This is a genomic window from Tenacibaculum sp. L6, assembly GCF_028823685.1.
Lineage (GTDB): Bacteria > Bacteroidota > Bacteroidia > Flavobacteriales > Flavobacteriaceae > Polaribacter.
The window spans coordinates 1-20,309 of sequence record NZ_JAPEHZ010000031.1; the positions used below are offsets into that span (position 1 = coordinate 1).

The window sequence follows — 20,309 nt, forward strand, 5'->3', positions numbered from 1 at the left end:
CGCTCTACCAACTGAGCTACTCCCGCAGTAAAGCGGTTGCAAATATAATACAGTTTCTAGAATCTGCAAGGGTTTTTTAGAAAAAAATGAATAAAAAAACGAAGGTTTTTTCTAACTTTCATAAAATGAATATAATAGCTGGATTGGTTTTTTGAACTTTTTGTTTTGCTCTATACATGTTAGATTAAATCTCTTGAAAATAATAGAAATTAAGCATGAAAAAAGCGGAGAGAGTCCGCTTCTAATATTGTTTCTAACAAAAAAACTAATAAAAAGTCTTATCATCTCGTAAAACCTTTACAAAATGAAATCCATAAATTTCAAAGCCCTCATTGTAGTAAAATTTATGAGACTTTCTATTACCTGTATAAGTATTTAATTCAATAGCTTCATATCCTTTTTCCTTGGTGTAGTTATAAATCCAATTAAAAAATTGTTTACCAATATTGTTTCCTCTATAGGTTTCATCAATAACAACATGGTCTGGTTCTACACTTTTTCCTACATAATGTCTAACACTATACCAAAGACCAGAAATTCCGATAAGTTTATCTTGGTCAAAAGCACCTACACATTCATAGTTAGAACAGTCAATCATTTCTAAAACTCTTGTTTTTAAAATATCACGAGGAGTAGTGGTGTTCAACTTTTGTAACAGCGGAAGAATATCGAGGATATCTTTTTTGTCAATTGCTTTAAAATGTATATTCATTCTGTATTTTTGAGTTAAAAGAAATTAAGATGATAAAAATAACAAATATATCGGCTCAAGAAACGTACGAAATACGATTGTTGGTACTAAGAAATAATATCGATTTACCATATAAATTTAAAGGAGATGAAGAAGGAAGTACCTTTCATTTAGGAGCTTTTTATGAAAAAAAACTAGTAGGTATTGCTACGTTTATGAAAAGTAACCTAGAAGCTTTTGATGTAGAGCAATATCAGCTAAGAGGAATGGCAACTTTACCTGAAGTAAGAGGAATGGGGGCAGGGAAAAAATTGATTATTAAAGCAATAGATATATTACAAGAAAGAAAGATAACTGTCTTATGGTGTAATGCTAGAAAAGAGGCTGTAGGGTTTTATGAAAACTTAGGTTTTAAAATTACAGGAGAAGAATTTGAAGTTCCAAAAGTAGGAGCTCATTTTAAAATGTATTATCTTGTAAGCTAGATGTTTATTTTAATAATAGCTTAGATAAATCCTTAAGAATATGAAAGCATTACAATTAATACTAATAATCTTCTTTTTTAATTCATTGAACTTGTTGTCACAAGAAAAAGAAGTGAAAATAACTACAGAAAAGCTTACAGATCGTGTTTATGTTTTAAAAGGACAAGGAGGAAATATTGGACTCTTTATTGGAAATAATAGTGTTTTTATGATTGATGATCAGTTCGCACCTCTAAGTAAAAAAATACAAGCTGCTATAAAAAAGATAACGGATAAACCAGTAACTTATTTAATAAATACGCATTGGCATGGTGACCATACAGGGGGAAATGCCAATTTTCAAAAAGAGGGTGCTATTATTGTTTCTCATGAAAATGTGCGAAAACGTATGAGTGTAGATCAGGTTGTTAGGGGAGAGGTAAGGTCAGCGTCGCCAAAAGAAGCTCTGCCAGTTATTACTTTTTCAGAAAATATGTAGTTTTATATGGATGAAGAGCCTGTTCTTGTTACGCATATTCACAATGCACATACCGATGGAGATGTTTTAGTGTATTTTGTTAATAGCAATGTGTTGCATGTAGGTGATGCTTATTTTCAAGGGAAGTTTCCTTATATAGATATAGATTCAGGCGGAAGTATTGATGGTTACATTAAAGGAATAAAAACAATCATGAGAATTACTGATGCTAACACAAAAATAATTCCTGGACATGGAAATGTGACTACAAAAGAAGAGTTAAAAGAGTATTTACAAATGTTGGAAGATTTAAAAACCCAAGTTTTTACAGAAATTGAAAAAGGAGCGAGTTTAGAAGAAGTAAAGAATAATGCTAAAATAACTGAAAATTATAAAGGTTATAACGGTTGGATAACGGAAGATAAAATTAAAGAAGCAATCTATAAAAGTTTGAAAATGAAGTAAAAATAAAAACCCAAATCGAATGATTTGGGTTTTGTAGCGAAGACGGGATTTGAACCCGTGACCTCAGGGTTATGAATCCTGCGCTCTAACCAACTGAGCTACCTCGCCTGATTGCGGGTGCAAATATAATTACTTTTTGGATTTCGGCAATAAAACATTAAATTTTTTTTTAAAAAATAATTATCTATATTGGCGATCAAACAAAAAAATAGATGAGTAAAGTAAAATTTGAATTAGAGTTTCCTATACATGCTTCGCCAAGCATGCTATATCAATATTTTGCAACACCTGCAGGATTAGAAGAATGGTTTGCAGATAAAGTAAATTCAAGAGGTAAAATCATTACTTTTTTTTGGGATGATTCTGAAGAAGAAGCTAAAATTTTAACCAAAAAAACGGATGAACGTATTAAGTTTAAGTGGACAGAAAGTGAAGATGATGACAGTTATTTTGAGTTTAAAATACAAGTAGATCCATTAACAAAAGATGTAGCGGTTATTGTTACTGATTTTGCTGATGATGAAGATGATGTTGAAGAAGCAAAAATGCTTTGGGAAAATCAAATAGAAGCATTAAAACATAATATAGGAGCTTAATATTGGTAAGATTCCTTTTTTATAAAGATTAATTCGGCAAATTGTCGAGTTTTTTTGTGACTAATACTTCTCTAAATTGTAAGTTTGCATTTAAATTTTTTTAAGAAATGGTAAATTTTAACGGAGCTTTAATTGTAGAGAACGAAGTACAACTTTCAACCCAAAATAGAGCGTTTAAATACGGTGATGCTATTTTTGAAACCATTAAAGTAGTAAATGGGAAAGTAGTTTTTTTAGAAGATCATTATTTTAGGTTAATGGCTTCGATGCGTATGCTTCGTATGAAGATTCCGATGGAATTTACTCTTGAATTTTTACAAGAAGAAATTACCAAAGTAGTAAAAGAATTACCAGAGGCTTCAATGTATAGAATTCGATTGACTGTTTTTAGAAAAGATGGAGGTTTGTATACACCTATAACAAACGAAATTGATTATATTATTGAAGGTAGTCCGATAGAATTTACTGATAAAAAAGTGTACAAAGTTGACGTTTTTAAAGACTTCTATAATTATTCAGGACTGTTGTCTACGGTAAAAACAACCAATAAAATGTTAAATACATTAGCGGCTGTTTTTGCTGAAGAAAATGATTTAGACAACTGTATTTTGTTGAATGAAAGAAAAGGAGTTGTAGAAGCGATTAATGGGAATCTTTTTATAGTAAAAGGAAACGTTGTGAAAACACCAGCTTTAACAGAAGGGTGTATTAAAGGAATTGTTAGAAAAAAAGTGATAGATATTATTGAAAAGCACCCTGATTATACAATTGAAGAAACGGCTATTTCTCCTTTCGAAATTCAAAAGGCAGATGAAGTTTTCATCACAAATGCAATCATAGGAATTCAATCGGTTACCAATTACCGAAAAAAAGAATTCTCTATAGAAATAACCAATAAAATAAAGAGCAGTTTACAATTAGCAATCGTAACAAGTTAGTTCATTTGTATATCGCTAGGAGCATTTGCCCAAATTTTATATTTACCACCACGTTGTAATAATTTGTCTTTCCAAAAACTTTGATCGTTGGTGGTTAAAATATTGTCGTAGTCATTTTCAGTAATAAACCAAGAATTCATTACAAGTTCTTCATCTAATTGATTACTACTCCATCCAGAGTATCCCAAAAAGAAACGAATCTCAGTAGCTTCAAGTTGTTTCTTTCAAGTTGTTTCTTGTTAAGTAACTCTTTTAAAAGTTCAAAATTTCCGCCCCAATAAATTCCTTTAGCAACTTCAATGCTATTAGGAAGTAGATGAGGAACCTTATGGATAAAGTATAGGTTGTCTTGCTCTACAGGTCCACCTTGATAAACAGTAAAATCACAGTCAATTTCAGGAACTAAATCACTAAGAACATGATCTAAGGGTCTATTTAAAATAAAACCAACCGAGCTTTTTCTTGTGTGTTCAGTAAGTAAAATAATAGTTCTCTTAAAAGAGCTATCATTTAATATTGCTGGATCTGCAATTAGCAACCTACCTTTTTCTGGTTTAAGTGCAACCATAATTTTTAATTTATAAGCACTAAGTTAAATAAATTTTTAATAAAAATTTAACATAAGTGTTAAAAATAGCAGGAAAAACAGGAAAAAAACGGTGATTACATTTTTTCTAATACCTGTATAACTTCGTTCTTTTTTCTTACGGAAACAGGAATAGTTGTTTTGTTTTTTAAAACTAAATACCCACCATCTGACTTGATAAATTCTTTAATGAATTGAATATTAATAAGATGGCTTTGATGAACTCTTAAAAAATCAAATTCTTTTAACATGTCAGCAAAGTGTTTAAGCGTTTTTCCAACCAGTATTTTTTGCCCATCATTCATGAAAAACTCAGTGTAATTATTATCGGACTGACAACGGATAATATCGTCTAAATTTACCACTACAATCTTATCAGAGGTACTTAATGAGATCTTTTTAGGGCGTTGATTTGGTTTTGTGATGGATTGTTGCAGTACAGTTAACTGCTCTTTGTCGGGTTTAATTTGATCTTTAGCTTTGTTAATAGCATTTGTCAAATCTTCATTTGAATAGGGTTTTAATACATAATCAATCGCAGCAAATTTAAAGGCTTTAATAGCGTACTCATCACTAGCAGTAACAAAAATAATTTTTGAAGAAAGGTTAGGGTGAATTTCAAGCACATCAAATCCAGTACCATCACCTAGCATAATATCTAAAAACAGGATATCTGGTTGTTGTTTTCGTAATATTTTAGAGGCTTCTACTACGCTTTTAGCAGTGCCAATAACCTCAATTTCTGGGTGAAATTGTGTTAAATCATTTTGCAACATATCTAAAGCTGTTGGCATATCGTCTACTAAAATTGCAGTAAGTTTTGTCATTGTTAAAAGTCAGTTTTTAAAGGAATTTTAAAAGCAACTTTTGTGCCTTTAACCTGTTTGCCTTCGATTATTTCATCAATATGAAAAGTACTCTTTTTTGATAAACTTTCAATTCGTTCTTGCGTAACTTTTAATGCAACCGATTGATGCGTACTTGTGGTCTTTATTTTTTTTGATTGATGAATTCCAATACCGTTATCTACTATTTCACAATGTAAAAAATCGTTTTTCACAGAGAAATGAATATCCACTTTTCCGTTCTCTACAGAAGATATTCCATGTTTGATACTATTTTCAACAAAAGGTTGAATAAGCATAGGAGGAATCAGAATTTCTTCAGGATCAAGAGTAAGGTTTGTTATTATAGAATATTCGAAAGGTCTCGGATTCATTTGCTGTTCTAATTCAATATAATTTTTTAGCGTGGTAATTTCTTCTGCTAAACATATTTCTTCTTGTCTTGAATTGTGTAAAACACCACGTAAAAGGGTAGCAAACCTACTAATTGTAGCATTTAATTCAACTGATTTTCCTGAGTTTCCTAAGGCTTTTATTCCGTTTAAAACATTGAAAATAAAGTGCGGATTCATTTGTAGTTGCAATGCTTTTTGCTCAAGTGATAATAAATGATTTTCTAATTGTAGTTTTGCTACTTTAGCTTTATTTTTAGCTTGAATTCTACGAACGTATAACCAAATAATACTTCCTAATAACAAACTTACTAAACCAATAGCAGACCAGATAAACCATTTTTTTTGATAGATAGGAGTATCAATAAAAAAGTTAAATTCAATTGGGTCACTTTCTAGTTCTCCAATTTTTGATTGGGCGGTAAAAGTGTAATTTCCTGGAGATAAATAGGCTAAATCGATAGTACTTTTCTTACTCCAAGGGCTTACTTGATTATTTAAAGTATAGCGATATTCTAAATTATTAGAATTGGTAATATCTACTGTTTTGTAATAAAATGAAATATGATTTTTATCTGCCGGAAGCTGTAACGTTTTTTCATACCCATTTATATTGATACTATCAATAGATTTAAAAACTACTTCTATGCTTTCAAAAGATATGGTAGGTTTTTTCAAGTTAGGTCTATCACTTTTAATAAAATAGATTCCTTTATCTTGTGTACCAATCCATGTGTTTTTGTCGGAATCTTGAAAAGCAATAGAAATTTTATTGGTAGTAAGGGTGTTGTATTTGTTAATGGTTCTTTCAAAATTGAAATTAGCGTCTAATACTTCAATACCTTCATCTTCAGAAATTACCCAAAATTGATTGTTGATTTTTTTGATTCCCTTAATATTTTGTGAAGTGATGGTTTGTGTGTCTATTTCATTATCTGTTATGAATTTAAGTCCGTTATTATAAGTGGTGGTAATAATAGTTTTACCATCAATTAAGATAGAAGTGTAATTGTTAACATCAATTCTGTCTAAAACTTCTGGATTGATAAGTTTGTCCAGTCTCCATAAAGATTTATTAGTTGCTATCCAATAAAATTTTCCATCAAACTTAATGTCATTTACTTTGTTTAAATCTATTTGAAAATTGGTACGAAGGGGAGAAAGATAATCTTCACGAACTCTAACGATTCCTTTATCTGTTCCTAAAAAAGTATGATTGTTGACAGTTAAAACACAGTTAACGCTGTTTCCTTCAAAATTATTGAAACCGTTATGGTTTTTAATACTTAAACCTTTATCAGTTCCGATAAAAAGAGTATTGTTATTTGCTTTGACAACGTTTATATTGTTGGATATTAATCCGTTTTGAGATGTGTAGGTTATAAATGAGTTTCCATTATATCGAATTAAACCTTTATCAGAAGCTAACCATAAGTAACCTGTACGATCTTGAACTCCGCCTTTAATATGTAAACTTGGAAGTCCATCATTTTTATTGTAAGTTTTTAAGGGTTGATTTTGAGCAGAAATACTTGTTAATCCAAAAAAAAAGAAAAAGAAAATTGTGTAAACGAAATTTTGGATCAAGAGATTTTGGGTTCTTGATACAAAGCTATTTTTAGAGCAAATTTTTGTTGAATTAAGGTTTAAAAACTTCATCATAACAAACATACTTAAATTAAACGTCATTACGAAGGGCAGGAGGGAATTGCTTTATTCGTAATGACGTTTGTTCAACAATTATAAGTTATTTCATAGCATATAAACGCCTGTTGTTAGGATCTGGTTTTACATGTTCTAATTCACCGTAAGGTTTTACTAAAGGCTTCAAAACGCATAGAGCAGATGCTTTTCCTGTGATTGTTAATTGGTCATTTTTTACAATATAAGTCCATCTGAACTTTTCTAAAGGAATGTTTGTTTTTTGCACTTCTTTCATCAAGTTTTCTTCACTAGCAATAAAATCCATAATTTCTTCTTGCATTACAAAGTGTGGAATTTCATTATCAGAATTGTGATAATCTAACTCTAAATTCACAGGAATGCTGTACTGAACTGTATATGGTTCTCCTACATAACGCTCTCTTTCGTTATTTAAAGCATCGTACCAATCAATTTCTTTTTCTTCTGGATACTTCTTAGCAATTTCTTTAGATAAATCTACTTTTCCAGGAGAATTAGCTGTTGGATAAAACACATAATACGGTTGCGCTAAATAGTGGTTAGAAAACTCTCCACCAAAAACATTGTAATAAGGTGATGCAACTACCTGAGGTATTTTATTTTCAGTAATGAAAGCACTTTTTAGCGTGTTAACTAAATCACTGTTTGATGCCAACTCATTGGTATGAAAGATAACTTTTGTGTCATCTGTAATAGCATCACTTTTTAGTAAAGGTAATCTACCTTGATCAATTGTTTTTTGTAAGCTATTAGCAGTTATTTTTTCTCCATTTACAACCGTTTCTAAGTTCATTGCTTTAAACGGATTGTTGTTGTTTACAATATGAATTTCTCCATAAGGGTTTTCACTAGCATTACTATTCATCCAAGTAATGATTTCTTCAATAGAGTATTTTCCGTTGATAACATCATAGTTTTTCTCTTTAAAGTATATGCGCGCACTGTCGTAAAAATGACTGTTACCTTTGTCGTTTCCTGTAATGAAAACTACAGGGGTTCTGTACTCTACCACAGAATTTTCCATAACTTCATCTAGTTTAGCAATATTTCCCAGTTCTTGTTTTTTGTTTTCTTTTTTTGTGTCATTACAGCTTGTAAATACTCCGATAAGTAGTAGTAATCCCATTACTGTACCTACTTTTAAAATGTTTTGTTTCATAGTTTTTTGTTTTAAGGTTATTATAGTTTTATTGTTGTAAGATGATGGTTACATCTCTACCTAAATTAAAATCGGTTGATAATTTATTTAAGATATTAGGTAGGTTTCTATCGCTAATCCATTGACCGTTTTCTTGCTTTTCAACAGAAGCGATTAATCCGTTATTACTGATTTGTAATTTTAAACTTGTGTATTTTTCCAAATACATTTTTAATACTGATGAATAATTGTTGTTAGACCACATAATTGTTGTTTTTATATGATCAAAATTACCACAGATGTATAGGTGAATTAGGAGTAAATTAGAATTCGTAGTAGATAAATTAGAATTCGTTGTCGTCAGTTACTAGACAGTAGACGTTAGCCAGTAGTGAGTGGTTAATTTATAGAAAACGTAGTAGATAAAAGGAATTGGCTGAAAGCTAAAGAATGCAGTCTTCAGCCAATTTCCTATTAATAACAATCCGTTTTAATTTGATTGTTCTTTTTAAAGTAATTTAAAGAAGTGTTCAGCTTGTTTGAAACAATTTGTTCTATGGAAGTTTCAACACCTTTCAACATTTTGATAGAGCCACAAATCATAATTGTTCCACCGTTTTGTAAAACAGAAGCAATTGTATTCTCTTCTTTTAATAATAAATCTTGAACGTACTCTTTGTTTTGTTCTTGGGAATAAGCAATATGAATGTTGTTGTTTTCTATATTGTTTAGTAAAGGAGTATAAATTTTTAAAGATTCTTGAGTTCTTCCTCCCCAAAACAAATGTGTTTTTGTACCATTTTTTTGTTGAAGCATTCCCAAAAAAGGAGCAATTCCGGTTCCGTTAGCAATTAAAATAACTTCTTTGTTTTTCTTCGGGAAATGAAAATCTTTATTTGGTTGAATACTTGCTTGAATTGGTTCGCTTTCCTCTAATTGATAAAGTAGGTTAGAGCAAATTCCTAATTCATGTTTTTTAATACTTAATAGAATGTCGTTATCAATTTTCCCGACAGAATACAAACGTTCAATATGGTCTTCTTTTGGAGTAATGGCGAGTAAATCTCCTGAATTAAAACGAAGTTTTTTTGTAGGATGTAAGCGAACTAAAAAAGAATCGTCGTTGTTTAAATCAGTTTTAGAAACTGTAGTAAAAGTTTGTTGCTTTTTAGGTTTTTTAATTATTTGAACTAGTTCTAAATCGATTCCTGTTTTGTTACTCCATTGGTGCCCCCAAGTTTTAAAATCTTGAAATGATTGATTGTTGATTTTATATACAGGTACTACTGCGTTAAAATTAGGATGTTGTTGTAATGCAGCATCAATATCAATAGCAAATTGACAGAATTTAGGATATGCTCTAGAACCAAAACCAATTACCGAATAGTTAATCGTATTCTGACTATTTATTTGCTGAATTAATTTTAGAAACTTGTTCGCATTTGAAGGTGCTTCTCCATCTCCGTAAGTTGAAGTTAGTACAATTAAATGTTTCGCGTTCGTGTAAGAAGTATAGTTGTTTAAAACATCAATAAAAACAGAGTTGTTTGTTTTAACTAATGAATTGTACAATGCAGAAGCAAACTGAAAAGTACTGTTTGTTTCAGATCCCACTAAGATGATAATTTCTGCTTTGTCTTTACGAATGTTGTTTTTAGGTAGCGAGCTTTTTTTAGTTCTGTTAAGAGTCATTACAAATCCAGAATAGATAAAAAACAGGATTGAAATTGAAGAAAGCAACAATACAATCGACCAAATAATAGTTCCATTCCCTGTATGGAGTAACAAACTCCAGTTTAAAAGTATGCTAGTTAATGAAAGGTTTTCTTTACTAATAATTTCACCAGTATATTGATGTACTAGTAATTCGCTGTCGGTTAGTTTTATAAAAAAGAAATCTTCTTCGTCTTCAGAAAAAGGGAATTCGACACTTTTTACGGTATTTAAAGTGATATTTTGAAAGGTCGAAAATTCAGCAATCGCTAATTTCTCATCCGAGGTAGAAGATGAAATATCAAAAGAATGATTGATTTTTGCCGTAGGTAAAAGAGAAAATTTATCTAAAGATAAATACACACCTGTTAGGGTGATAATAATAATAGGAATCAGTGTATACCTTCCGATAACGATATGATAGTATTGAGCAAAATCTTCTTTTATAATCTTAGAAAAGAGATGTTTTATACCACCTTGTCGTTTGGCAATTAATATTAGTCCCGTAATTGCTATTAAACTCAGTAAAAAAGAAACGAAACCAATAATGAAACGCCCTGTTGATTTTAAAAATAATGACCTGTGTAAACTCGTTGCAAATTGAAAAACAGGATGTTTTTTTTCTGGTTCTCCTAGTTTTTCTCCGGTAAACGGATTTACATAAAAAGTAGCACTTTTTCCTTCTTTAGTAATTACCGAAGCGGTTACAAAATCATTCTCATCAACAGTAATAGAAATTACTTCATCATACTGTTTTTGTAGTTCAGAAATTGTTTCAGCTAGGGTGATATTTTCTGTATTAGGAATGCTGTATTCTGATAGCTGTTTTGATATAGGTTCAAACGCTAAAATAATACCTGTAACTGCAGCGAGAAGTACGAATATAGAAGAAGATATAGCCAAGGTTAAGTGGCTATATCTCCAAATTGAGGTGGTCATTTTTGTTAGATGTTTATTTAAACTATTGAGGTATTAGACGTATGTAACGGATAAAACCTTTTCCTTCAAATTTGTTTTTAAGATTTTCGGTTGTTAACTCAAATTCTACATCGTCTTTGTAATATTCTTGGTCTTCTACAGCCGATTCAAATCTGATTTTATAACCTTTATCAATCTTGTCGTTATCTATGTTTAGTATGCTAATAGTTCTACCACCACCGCTAACTGTAGCGCCAGTTATAGCATCAATATCAGCGCGAACTTTTCCTTGAAATTTCCACCATTCGGTAATGTCTGAATACCATTCTTCATCATCACCAATTACATACAAGGTTTTATCATATTCTCCATTCGGATTCAATAATGAAATAGTGATGTAAGCGCCTTCACCCGTATAATTTTTTAGTTGAATCATACATTTGTAACTAGCGCTATTTGTTGAGGTAAAAGCCATGGTAAGCATAGCTATTAAAAGAATTGGAATTATTTTTTTCATCTTAATTTGTTTTTTAAATCTCGATATAATTTTGATTGTTTTTCTCAAAATCACTCGATGTGATGTTTTATTTTAAAAAGTTAATATTGATGTTTTGGTTCTTAAGAACTTCGTTTTCTTTAGCTAAATCATAAACAGTTTCTTCAAAATCGGTCGTGATTGATTTATCTGCGCCAATACTTAATAAATAATTGATTACATCTGTATTGTTAGCTTGCATTACAGCTAAGTGCAATGGAGTTAATCCGTCGTTGTTTTGTTTTTAGCATTTACATCAATTTTTAAAGTGTTGATTTTTTGTAATAAGTCAACGCTATTTTTTTCTATAGCTATATGGAATAACGTGTTTTTATCCGCTTGAAGTTGTGTTAAGTTTAATCCGTTATTCGCTAAAAGCTGCATTTTTTTGTTGAAATCCTCTGATTTTTTCGGATGGTAACTTTTCACTAAATAATAAGCTAACGAATTTTCTTTATTATCCTTTACTTGAATGTCAGCTTTGTTTTTGATTAAATAATCAACAATAGCTTCTGAGTTGTATTCAACTGCATACGTAAGAGCAGAGTGCCCTTTTTTATTCGTGTGATTAATGTTGGTTGTTTTTTCTGATAACAACTGAACAATCTCTAAAGTATTCCTACTAGCAGCAATTAGTAGAGGAGTGTTTCCGTTTTCATCAACTTGATTAGGGTTTACTCCTTTGTTAAGGAAATAGTTAAAAGTAGCTATGTCTTTGTTTCCGCGAGCTAAATTATGAAGCGGTGTTTTTCCGTCTTTATTCGTAATATTCGGATTGATTCCTAAGCTTTCTAAATACTTGAAAAACTCAAGTGAATTGTAACCTGCTCTAGAGCCTTGTGTAGCTAGCAAGATTGCATTTCCTCCTTTTTTGTTTAAGTTTTTATAAGGTATACTTTTCTTGATAAGAAGTTCTAAGATGGTTTTATTTCCTTTTTTTGCAGCATAGTTAAAGGCACCGTTTCCGTTATGGTCAACACTTTGTAAGCTTAATCCTTTAGTAGAAAGGTATTCTATAAAAGATAGGTCTTTTAAACTAGGTAAAACTAAAAGAAGAGCGTTGGCACCGTGTTCGTCAACATCTGTTTTAATATCAATTCCGTTTTTAATGCATAACTCATAAATTTCTTTATTGGTTTGTCCTGCATTAGCAGCAAAGGTTAATGGAGAAAACTGATGCGAATCTTTTACATCCATACGAGCATTGTTGGCTAGTAAATGCTTCATTATTTCAACATTGTTTTTGTAAGCAGCCCAGAAAATATAAGTTCTTTTATCGTGTGTTATTTTGTTAACATCATTCCCTTTTTTGGTTAGTAGATGTTTGATAACTTCATTCGGAGCATCTGCTAAAATAGCTTGTGAAACAGCGTCAAATCCGCCAGAATTAGAAGCAGTAGCATCGTTACCTTCTTTTATTTTTTGTTCAATAAGTTCAACGGTAGGGTTGTTTTTCCAAAAAGATCTATCTAAAAAGATGTTTTTTGTTTGTGCTTGTATTGAACTAATAAGAACTGTTAGTATAAGAGTGATTTGTAATTTTTTCATTAGGAGTTTATTTTTTTATAAAAGATTCAATGGTTTTATCAATTTCATTTTCTTTTGAAGTTTCGTCAGAAAACAAATATTTGAATAGAGGTTTATTGTCTACTTTATTTTCTAAAGAAAGATTGGTATTTCTACCGTACACTTCATCCCATTTATTTCTTACGAGTTGCCATTTATTTTGATTTTTTTTCCACCAGTTTTGTGCAGCTTCACATCTACTGTCTGGTACTTTAACGTAGGTGTTATAACCTTTTTCATGAGCAACAACAATGTCTTCTTTACCAGTTCTTCTTATAATTTTTCTATTATCTTGATCGTGTAACCAACCGTAGCTTGTAATTTCATGGCGATTTCCTCTTTCTGTAACATTATAATCGCTTCTTTTGGTGTATTCTCTTCTTGGTAAAGGAGCATCTGTAGTATTTTCCCAGTAGCTTTTTCCGTCTACATGTACCCAAGTTCCAGAACCTTCGTATCGTGGACTATCATCTACTTGATATACTTTTTGAGTCCATTGTTTCTTAACTTCTGATTTTGGCTTCGTTTGAAACAACCAATTGTTGTCGCCATTATACATGTAAAACTCAGTGTTTTCGTATAGCCAATCTTGTCTCCAATGCTTAACTATATGTGGATTAGTAGGGTTTCCAACTTGTAATAAGTGTTGGATAGAGATTTTATTATTCTCATCAACTATTAATTCTGCCCATTCTAAACCTTTGTCAGTTTTCGTTTTAGAAGGTTTGTAAAGCGAGTCTTTACTGTTGTTAAAAGTTTCAGCAAAATTGAAAGTTACTTCATAGCAACCGCACATGTCTTTTATAGCTTGTCTATCTTTTTTCTTTTTGCTTTGAGCGTTAATGGTAAGTGTACATAGTAATATAATACAACTCAATAATATTTTTTTCATTATGATTTTTGTTTGAATTTATTTTCGACAAAAATATAAATTTTATTTAGATTGATTAAAAATAAAAAAATATATTTGCGGAAAATTATTAAGAATGTTTCTAAATAAAGGAATTGGAATTTTGTTAATGCTTGCTACAATGTCTTCTTTTTCTCAAGAAGAAATTAAGCAGGATAGTGTTTATTATAATAAGCTTGAAGAAGTTGTAATCACAGGACAATACAATCCTCAATCAATAAAGAAGTCAGTATATAACGTAACAGTTATAGATAAAAAACAAATAGAAAAACAAGCGGCTAATAATTTAGCAGATTTGCTAAACTTCAAATTAAACTTAACAGTTGTGCCAAATGCTCAGTCAGGTAAATCTACTATTTCGCTATTTGGTTTAGACTCACAATACTTCAATATTTTGATTGATAATATTCCTTTAGTAAGTGATAATGGACTGGGAAATAATATTGATTTAACTCAAGTTAATTTAGATGACGTTGAGCGAATTGAAATCGTTGAAGGGGCTATGGGAGTGGAGTATGGAGCAAACTCAGTATCTGGGGTTATTAATATTATAACAAAAAAATCTGCTCGAAGTAAATGGAGTATAAAAACATCGTTACAAGAAGAAACAGTTAGCAATGAATTTACTTTTTTTAATAAAGGAAGGCATATACAAAGTGTAAATGTAGCACATAACTTTTCTGATAATTGGTTTGGTAGAATTAGCTTTAATAGAAACGATTTTGCTGGTTTTTATGATAATAGAAAAGGAAGAGATTATTATAAAAACGATAGTTTAAGAGGTTATAGCTGGTTGCCAAAAGAACAGATTAATACTAACGGGTTTTTAAACTATAAAAATGAGCGATTTAATTTAAGTTATCGATTTAATTATTTTAATGAACTTATAAATTACTATAATACAGGTGTAAGAGCTAATATAAATACAGATACGCAAACTAGTAATCCGTCTGCTACAGATAGAGTTTTTAAAACTAATAGGTTTGTAAATAACTTAAACGTAAATGGTAATTTTAAATCAGGAAGTTCATATTCTTTCTCAGCTTCATATCAAACACAAGATAGGTATTTAAACGAGTTCAATTATTATATTTTGAATGGAGATAAAACCAATGAAGTCGATGAAGTTTATCAGTCAAGTGAAGTTTTCTTTTCGAAAGGAGCTATTTCAAATTTCATAAAAAGCAATCGCCATAATTTTCAATTAGGATACGAAACACGCTACATAAGCGGTTTTGATACACAAGCATCAGGCAGTGTTACGCAACAAGATAAAAAGCGAACACAAAATAATTATGCTTTATACGGTTCTTCTGAAATTAACTTTTCAGACTCTTTTATGGTTCGTCCGGGGTTGCGATTTGAATATAACTCCCTATTTCGTTCAAAACTTTTAGGTTCATTAAGCCTTCGTTATCTATTAAAAAATGGTTTTGAACTTAGGGGTAACGTAGGAACCTCGTATAGAACCCCAAATTTTGAAGAATTATACTACTATTTTGTAGATTCTAATCATGATGTAAGAGGGAATGAAGACTTAAACCCAGAAAATGGATATTCCGCATCATTGAGTTTAAAGAAAAAAAGTTGGTTTGATGGTTCAAGTATATCATTATTAAATAGCGTAAAAATTGACTATATAAATGTTGATGATAAAATTGATTTAGCAATTGTAAACTCTTCACCATTACAATATCAATACATAAACATTGATGCGTATAAGTTATGGGGAATTTCATCAACTAATACTATAAAAGCTAACAATTGGGCATTTAATTTAGGGGCAACTATGCAAGGAATATCTAGAATAGCGAATAATGAAGCGAATGCAGAAAATGATTTTTTATACTCATTTCAGCTAAATACAAGTGCTACTTATGAAATAGAAAAGTGGCAAACAGCATTCACAGTTTTATTAAAACATAACGGAAGACAACAAAACTATGTTGCTTCGGGAACAGATAATGAAGGGAATTCAATTTTCTCAAAATCTACGATAGCATCCTACAATTGGTTAGATGCTTCTATGAAAAAATCATTTTTTAAGAACAAGTTAGAAACAACCTTAGGCGCTAGAAACTTATTTGATGTTACGAATGTTAATGTCAATAACGTAAGCAATGGAGGAACACACTCGGCAAATAATAATACTCTTTTGCTGGGGTACGGACGATCATACTATTTAAAACTATTATATAATATCAATTTTTAAAATTAATAATCATGACAAACAAGATTTTATCATTTTCTTTATTAGTAGCAGCTTTCTTATTAACAAGCTGTTCTAATGATAATAATTTACCTTCAGAACCTATAAAAGTAGTAATAGAAGGGGCAACTGTAGCACCAGAAATAGGAGGGCCTAACCAACCTAATCAAGTATATGTAGATTTAAGTACCAATACTACAACAAACGTAAAAAGAGATTCTTGGGATTTAGGCTTTTACTCAGGAGATAAGTTTAAGGTTGTTTTAAATGGAGCTATTTATATGGCTGCAGCTCAGTTATCTTCTACAGATATAAATGCTGTAAACTCTTCAACTCAAGAGGTTAAAGATTTACAGCCTAAAGTAGCTGTGGGTACTTTTGACTCTGAAAGTTCGGCATATATTGATGCTCCTAATGGAGACATAAATACTACTGCAATAGCTGAAATATCAGATAATGATGAAGATAATAAAGTGTACTTAGTAAATTTAGGATACGAGATAGGTACAGAAACTCCAGTTGTAGGAGGGGTAGGTATTTCTGATGATTCTAGAGGTTGGAAAAAAATTAGAATCTTAAAAGATGGCAGTACTTATGTTCTACAATATGCAGATTTAGATGCAACTACACATAATGAAGTTGTAATTACCAAAACAGAAGGTTATAATTTTACTTTTTTTAGCTTCAATACTGAAAATACTGTAAATGTTGAGCCTAAAAAAACTGAATGGGATTTAAACTTTACTGTTTTTACGAATGAAATTCCAGGTTACGGGGCATATGGTTATTCAGATTTTGTAGTAAACAATTTAAAATCTAATGTAAAAGTGTATATGATTGACATAGAAACAGAAGATTATACATACAATACTTTTTCATTGACAGATGTAAATTTAGACAGCTTTGAAAATGATCAACGTGGTATTGGTAGTAGTTGGAGAAATGGTGGAGGACCAGGAACTTTACCTTCTCTTAAAGATAATGTCTTTTATGTATTAGAAGATACTGATGGTAATTTATATAAACTAAAGTTTTTAGCATTAACAAACGAAACTGGAGAAAGAGGTTATTCTGAGTTTGTATATAGCTTATTAAAATAATTAAGAGTTTCTTATTTATTAAATTTTGTTAATTTTTGTTGTGAAAGGCTGTCCGACCGAAAGGTTGGGTGGCTTTTCTAGTTAAAAAGGTTTAGTTAATGAGTTTTTCAGCTAAATACTTAGAAGTGTACGACTCTTTATTTTCAGCAAGTTTTTCAGGAGTGCCTGCAAAAATTAAATTTCCACCTTTTTTACCACCTTCCAAACCAAGGTCGATTATGTAATCGGCACATTTAATTAGCTCAATATTGTGCTCAATAACAATAATAGAATGCCCTCTTTCTATCAAAGCATTAAACGATGCTAATAGTTTTTTAATATCGTGAAAATGCAAACCAGTTGTGGGTTCATCAAAGATGAATAGTGCTTTGTCTTTTGTGTTTCCTTTGACTAAAAAAGAAGCTAATTTGATACGTTGTGCTTCGCCCCCTGATAATGTAGAAGATGATTGTCCTAATTGTACATAGCCTAATCCAACATCCTGTAAAGGTTTTAGTTTTCTGGCAACTTTTGTTTGATTGTGTTGTGTGAAAAAAGCAACAGCATCGTCGATGGTCATGTTTAAAATATCATCGATGTTTTTTCCTTCAAAAGCAACTTCTAAAACTTCCTTTTTAAAGCGTTTTCCTCCACAAGTTTCACATTCTAAATGCACATCGGCCATGAATTGCATTTCAATCGTTACTTCACCTTCACCTTTACAAACTTCACAACGACCACCTTCAACATTGAAAGAAAAATGTTTAGGTTGATAATTTCTAATTTTTGATAGTTTTTGATCTGATAATAACTTTCGAATATCGTCGTAAGCTTTAATGTAGGTAACTGGATTGGAACGAGAAGAGCGTCCAATAGGGTTTTGATCGATAAATTCTACATGTTTTAAGGTGTCAAAACTTCCTGTAATTTCTGTATGTTGCCCTAATTTATCTCCATACCCTATGAGTTGCTTTTGCATCGCAGGATATAAAATTTTCTTTACCAAGGTACTTTTTCCACTTCCTGAAACCCCAGTAATAACCGTTAAATTGTTTAGCGGAAAAGCTACATCAATATTTTTTAAGTTGTTTTCACGAGCACCAATAACTTCAATAAAATTCTTAGAATTTCTTCGCTTGGTTGGAACTTCAATTTTTAATTCTTCGGAAAGATATTTAGCTGTTAATGAGTCAGATTTTAGAATTTCATCAAAAGTTCCTTCAGCAACTACATTTCCACCATAAGTTCCCGCTTCAGGACCGATATCTATAATATAATCGGCTTCTTTCATGATGTCTTCATCATGTTCAACTACGATTACGGTGTTTCCTAAATCGCGTAGGTTTTTTAAAACACCAATGAGCCTTTCAGTATCTTTTGGGTGTAACCCAATACTTGGTTCGTCTAAAATATACATCGAACCAACTAACGAACTTCCTAAGGATGTAGCTAAATTAATTCGTTGACTTTCTCCACCAGATAGCGTGTTTGATGTTCGGTTTAAGGTTAAGTAGTTTAAACCAACATCGGTTAAAAACTGTAAGCGATTGTTGATTTCAGTTAATAAGCGTTTCCCTATTTTTTCTTCGTATTTGTTGAGCTGAATACTATTGAAAAATACAGCTAATTCGTCTAGAGGAAGCGTAACCAATTCGGAAATTGTCTTTCCATATACTTGCACAAAATTTGCTTCTTTGCGCAAACGTTTTCCTTCACACTCCGTACATTTAGTTTTTCCGCGGTAGCGAGAAAGCATTACACGGTTTTGAATCTTGTAACTTTTCTCTTCTAATTTTTTGAATAGATGATTGATTCCTTTGAACTTTTTGGTTCCATTCCAAATAAGGCTTTTATGTTCTTCAGAAAGTTCAAACCAAGGTTTATGAATTGAAATTCCGAACTCTTCGGCATGAAGAATCAAGTCGTTTTTATATTTTTTATAGCTGTCTGTTTTAAACGGAAAAATAGCATCCTCGTAAATAGACAACCCTGTGTTAGGAATAACCAAATCTTCATCAATACCAATTACATTTCCATAACCTTCACAGGTAGGGCAAGCTCCGTAAGGATTGTTAAAACTGAATAAATGTGTGTTCGGTTCTAAAAAAGAAATTCCGTCTAGTTCAAATTTATTACTGAATTCTGTAGTAGTTTCGTCAGATAAGTTTTCTATGTAACAAATTCCTTTTCCTTCAAAAAAAGCAGTTTGAACAGCATCTCCCAAACGATTGTAAAAATCTTCTTCGTTTTTAACTACAATTCTATCAACTACTAAGAATAAAGTGTCACCATTAAAATCATCCGCAGGAAATTCATCAATTCTATAAACGGTGTCTTTGTATTTTAAACGAGCATATCCTTGTTGTGTTAATACCTGTAAAACAGTTTTAATGTCTCTCCTCTGTTCGTTTATTGTAATAGGAGCAAGTAATAAAAGTTTGGTACGTTCCTCAAATGTTTTTACATGGTTTATAACATCTGAAACCGTGTGTTTTTTTACTTCTTCTCCAGAAATAGGAGAGAAGGTTTTACCGATACGAGCATACAATAATTTGATATAATCGTAAATTTCGGTTGAGGTTCCAACAGTAGACCGCGGATTGGTAGAGTTCACTTTTTGCTCAATAGCAATAGCAGGGGCAATTCCTTTTATATAATCAACCTTTGGTTTATGTAGTTTTCCAAGAAATTGACGAGCATAAGAACTTAAACTTTCAACATAACGACGTTGCCCTTCGGCATATAGAGTATCAAATGCTAAAGAAGACTTTCCAGATCCCGAAAGTCCAGTAATAACGACTAATTTATTACGAGGGATAACCACATCAATGTTTTTTAAATTGTGCAGTTTAGCTCCTTTTATTATAATATTTTCTTTAGGGTTTACAGTTGAAATGTCAGTCTTCATGTGCTCAAAAAATAAGCGATAAAAATACCAATTTTTAAGTGATTTTAACGTGGTTACAACAGTGTTTTTCTCTTTTTTGTGAGTTTTTTTTGCTTTTATTAATAAAAAATTCAATATTTGTAATTCATTATTAATCAATAAATAAAGGCCTATAGCATAATAATTACTTTATAACTTAATATCCCTTAACAAGAA

20 protein-coding genes and 1 tRNA gene are annotated in these 20,309 nt (G+C 31.0%); 7 read left to right on the top strand and 14 right to left on the bottom strand.

What is annotated here, in order from left to right:
• Positions 1–265: 265 nt before the first annotated feature.
• Positions 266–712 carry a GNAT family N-acetyltransferase gene (locus OU788_RS07435; protein WP_274634581.1) on the bottom strand — a complete coding sequence of 149 codons (447 nt, stop codon included), beginning with the start codon at positions 710–712 and terminating at the stop codon, positions 266–268.
• 29 nt (positions 713–741) lie between these two features.
• On the opposite strand from OU788_RS07435, the gene OU788_RS07440 reads away from it, so the two are divergent.
• From OU788_RS07440 to OU788_RS12980, 3 genes are read left to right on the top strand one after another with little or no spacing between them, the layout of a single operon-like run.
• Positions 742–1,176, top strand: a complete 435-nt coding sequence (locus OU788_RS07440) for a GNAT family N-acetyltransferase (RefSeq protein ID WP_274634582.1) — start codon at positions 742–744, stop codon at positions 1,174–1,176.
• Positions 1,177–1,216: 40 nt separating this feature from the next.
• Positions 1,217–1,654, top strand: a complete 438-nt coding sequence (locus tag OU788_RS12975) for an MBL fold metallo-hydrolase (protein WP_274634583.1) — start codon at positions 1,217–1,219, stop codon at positions 1,652–1,654.
• Positions 1,655–1,660: 6 nt separating this feature from the next.
• The gene (locus tag OU788_RS12980) at positions 1,661–2,098 is read left to right on the top strand and encodes a hypothetical protein (RefSeq protein WP_274634584.1); all 438 of its coding nucleotides are present in this window, start codon (positions 1,661–1,663) and stop codon (positions 2,096–2,098) included.
• Positions 2,099–2,132: 34 nt separating this feature from the next.
• On the opposite strand, the gene OU788_RS07455 is transcribed toward OU788_RS12980, so the two are convergent.
• Positions 2,133–2,206 (bottom strand) — tRNA-Met (locus OU788_RS07455).
• 104 nt (positions 2,207–2,310) lie between these two features.
• On the opposite strand from OU788_RS07455, the gene OU788_RS07460 reads away from it, so the two are divergent.
• Positions 2,311–2,694, top strand: a complete 384-nt coding sequence (locus OU788_RS07460; protein WP_274634585.1) for an START-like domain-containing protein — start codon at positions 2,311–2,313, stop codon at positions 2,692–2,694.
• Positions 2,695–2,801: 107 nt separating this feature from the next.
• Positions 2,802–3,632: an aminotransferase class IV gene (locus tag OU788_RS07465; RefSeq protein WP_274634586.1), complete on the top strand. Its 831-nt coding sequence runs from the start codon at positions 2,802–2,804 to the stop codon at positions 3,630–3,632.
• On the opposite strand, the gene OU788_RS12935 is transcribed toward OU788_RS07465, so the two are convergent.
• The 11 genes from OU788_RS12935 to OU788_RS07515 form a co-directional block, all read right to left on the bottom strand.
• Positions 3,629–3,820: a YqgE/AlgH family protein gene (locus OU788_RS12935; protein WP_342454923.1), complete on the bottom strand. Its 192-nt coding sequence runs from the start codon at positions 3,818–3,820 to the stop codon at positions 3,629–3,631. The genes OU788_RS07465 and OU788_RS12935 overlap by 4 nt on opposite strands.
• On the bottom strand, positions 3,787–4,200 hold the full coding sequence (locus OU788_RS07470) for a YqgE/AlgH family protein (RefSeq protein WP_342454924.1): 414 nt from the start codon (positions 4,198–4,200) through the stop codon (positions 3,787–3,789). Before OU788_RS07470 ends, OU788_RS12935 begins: the two co-directional genes overlap by 34 nt.
• A gap of 95 nt (positions 4,201–4,295) precedes the next feature.
• Positions 4,296–5,045 (bottom strand): LytR/AlgR family response regulator transcription factor, encoded by a 750-nt coding sequence (locus OU788_RS07475; RefSeq protein ID WP_274634587.1) that lies wholly within the window; start codon positions 5,043–5,045, stop codon positions 4,296–4,298.
• Between the two features lie 2 nt (positions 5,046–5,047).
• Positions 5,048–7,042, bottom strand: coding sequence for a sensor histidine kinase (locus tag OU788_RS07480; protein ID WP_274634588.1), 1,995 nt, complete (start codon positions 7,040–7,042; stop codon positions 5,048–5,050).
• Between the two features lie 160 nt (positions 7,043–7,202).
• A complete protein-coding gene (locus OU788_RS07485) occupies positions 7,203–8,297 on the bottom strand; it encodes a hypothetical protein (RefSeq protein WP_274634589.1) in 1,095 nt (364 codons plus the stop codon).
• 28 nt (positions 8,298–8,325) lie between these two features.
• The gene (locus tag OU788_RS07490; protein ID WP_274634590.1) at positions 8,326–8,541 is read right to left on the bottom strand and encodes a hypothetical protein; all 216 of its coding nucleotides are present in this window, start codon (positions 8,539–8,541) and stop codon (positions 8,326–8,328) included.
• Between the two features lie 209 nt (positions 8,542–8,750).
• Positions 8,751–10,928, bottom strand: a complete 2,178-nt coding sequence (locus OU788_RS07495; protein ID WP_274634591.1) for a PepSY domain-containing protein — start codon at positions 10,926–10,928, stop codon at positions 8,751–8,753.
• Between the two features lie 22 nt (positions 10,929–10,950).
• Positions 10,951–11,424, bottom strand: coding sequence for a DUF2271 domain-containing protein (locus tag OU788_RS07500; protein WP_274634592.1), 474 nt, complete (start codon positions 11,422–11,424; stop codon positions 10,951–10,953).
• 67 nt (positions 11,425–11,491) lie between these two features.
• On the bottom strand, positions 11,492–11,659 hold the full coding sequence (locus tag OU788_RS07505) for an ankyrin repeat domain-containing protein (RefSeq protein ID WP_274634593.1): 168 nt from the start codon (positions 11,657–11,659) through the stop codon (positions 11,492–11,494).
• 5 nt (positions 11,660–11,664) lie between these two features.
• Positions 11,665–12,990 carry an ankyrin repeat domain-containing protein gene (locus OU788_RS07510; RefSeq protein WP_274634594.1) on the bottom strand — a complete coding sequence of 442 codons (1,326 nt, stop codon included), beginning with the start codon at positions 12,988–12,990 and terminating at the stop codon, positions 11,665–11,667.
• Between the two features lie 7 nt (positions 12,991–12,997).
• Entirely contained in the window at positions 12,998–13,900 is a 903-nt protein-coding gene (locus OU788_RS07515; protein ID WP_274634595.1) for a DUF6607 family protein, read from the bottom strand.
• A gap of 94 nt (positions 13,901–13,994) precedes the next feature.
• On the opposite strand from OU788_RS07515, the gene OU788_RS07520 reads away from it, so the two are divergent.
• A complete protein-coding gene (locus OU788_RS07520) occupies positions 13,995–16,130 on the top strand; it encodes a TonB-dependent receptor plug domain-containing protein (protein ID WP_274634596.1) in 2,136 nt (711 codons plus the stop codon).
• Positions 16,131–16,141: 11 nt separating this feature from the next.
• Positions 16,142–17,227 carry an HmuY family protein gene (locus OU788_RS07525; RefSeq protein WP_274634597.1) on the top strand — a complete coding sequence of 362 codons (1,086 nt, stop codon included), beginning with the start codon at positions 16,142–16,144 and terminating at the stop codon, positions 17,225–17,227.
• A 91-nt stretch (positions 17,228–17,318) separates the two neighbouring features.
• Here OU788_RS07525 and uvrA read toward each other — a convergent pair whose 3' ends face one another.
• Positions 17,319–20,114, bottom strand: coding sequence for an excinuclease ABC subunit UvrA (gene uvrA, locus OU788_RS07530; RefSeq protein ID WP_274634598.1), 2,796 nt, complete (start codon positions 20,112–20,114; stop codon positions 17,319–17,321).
• Positions 20,115–20,309: the final 195 nt, after the last annotated feature.

Bases quoted from the DNA above. Each gene is read 5' to 3' on its own strand.
- OU788_RS07520 (WP_274634596.1), top strand. From the start codon at position 13,995: ATGTTTCTAAATAAAGGAATTGGAATTTTGTTAATGCTTGCTACAATG.
- OU788_RS07475 (WP_274634587.1), bottom strand. From the start codon at position 5,045: ATGACAAAACTTACTGCAATTTTAGTAGACGATATGCCAACAGCTTTA.
- OU788_RS07485 (WP_274634589.1), bottom strand. From the start codon at position 8,297: ATGAAACAAAACATTTTAAAAGTAGGTACAGTAATGGGATTACTACTA.
- OU788_RS07460 (WP_274634585.1), top strand. From the start codon at position 2,311: ATGAGTAAAGTAAAATTTGAATTAGAGTTTCCTATACATGCTTCGCCA.
- OU788_RS07510 (WP_274634594.1), bottom strand. From the start codon at position 12,990: ATGAAAAAATTACAAATCACTCTTATACTAACAGTTCTTATTAGTTCA.
- OU788_RS07525 (WP_274634597.1), top strand. From the start codon at position 16,142: ATGACAAACAAGATTTTATCATTTTCTTTATTAGTAGCAGCTTTCTTA.
- OU788_RS07465 (WP_274634586.1), top strand. From the start codon at position 2,802: ATGGTAAATTTTAACGGAGCTTTAATTGTAGAGAACGAAGTACAACTT.
- uvrA (WP_274634598.1), bottom strand. From the start codon at position 20,114: ATGAAGACTGACATTTCAACTGTAAACCCTAAAGAAAATATTATAATA.
- OU788_RS07500 (WP_274634592.1), bottom strand. From the start codon at position 11,424: ATGAAAAAAATAATTCCAATTCTTTTAATAGCTATGCTTACCATGGCT.
- OU788_RS07440 (WP_274634582.1), top strand. From the start codon at position 742: ATGATAAAAATAACAAATATATCGGCTCAAGAAACGTACGAAATACGA.
- OU788_RS07470 (WP_342454924.1), bottom strand. From the start codon at position 4,200: ATGGTTGCACTTAAACCAGAAAAAGGTAGGTTGCTAATTGCAGATCCA.
- OU788_RS07435 (WP_274634581.1), bottom strand. From the start codon at position 712: ATGAATATACATTTTAAAGCAATTGACAAAAAAGATATCCTCGATATT.
- OU788_RS07490 (WP_274634590.1), bottom strand. From the start codon at position 8,541: ATGTGGTCTAACAACAATTATTCATCAGTATTAAAAATGTATTTGGAA.
- OU788_RS07495 (WP_274634591.1), bottom strand. From the start codon at position 10,928: ATGACCACCTCAATTTGGAGATATAGCCACTTAACCTTGGCTATATCT.
- OU788_RS12980 (WP_274634584.1), top strand. From the start codon at position 1,661: ATGGATGAAGAGCCTGTTCTTGTTACGCATATTCACAATGCACATACC.
- OU788_RS12975 (WP_274634583.1), top strand. From the start codon at position 1,217: ATGAAAGCATTACAATTAATACTAATAATCTTCTTTTTTAATTCATTG.
- OU788_RS07515 (WP_274634595.1), bottom strand. From the start codon at position 13,900: ATGAAAAAAATATTATTGAGTTGTATTATATTACTATGTACACTTACC.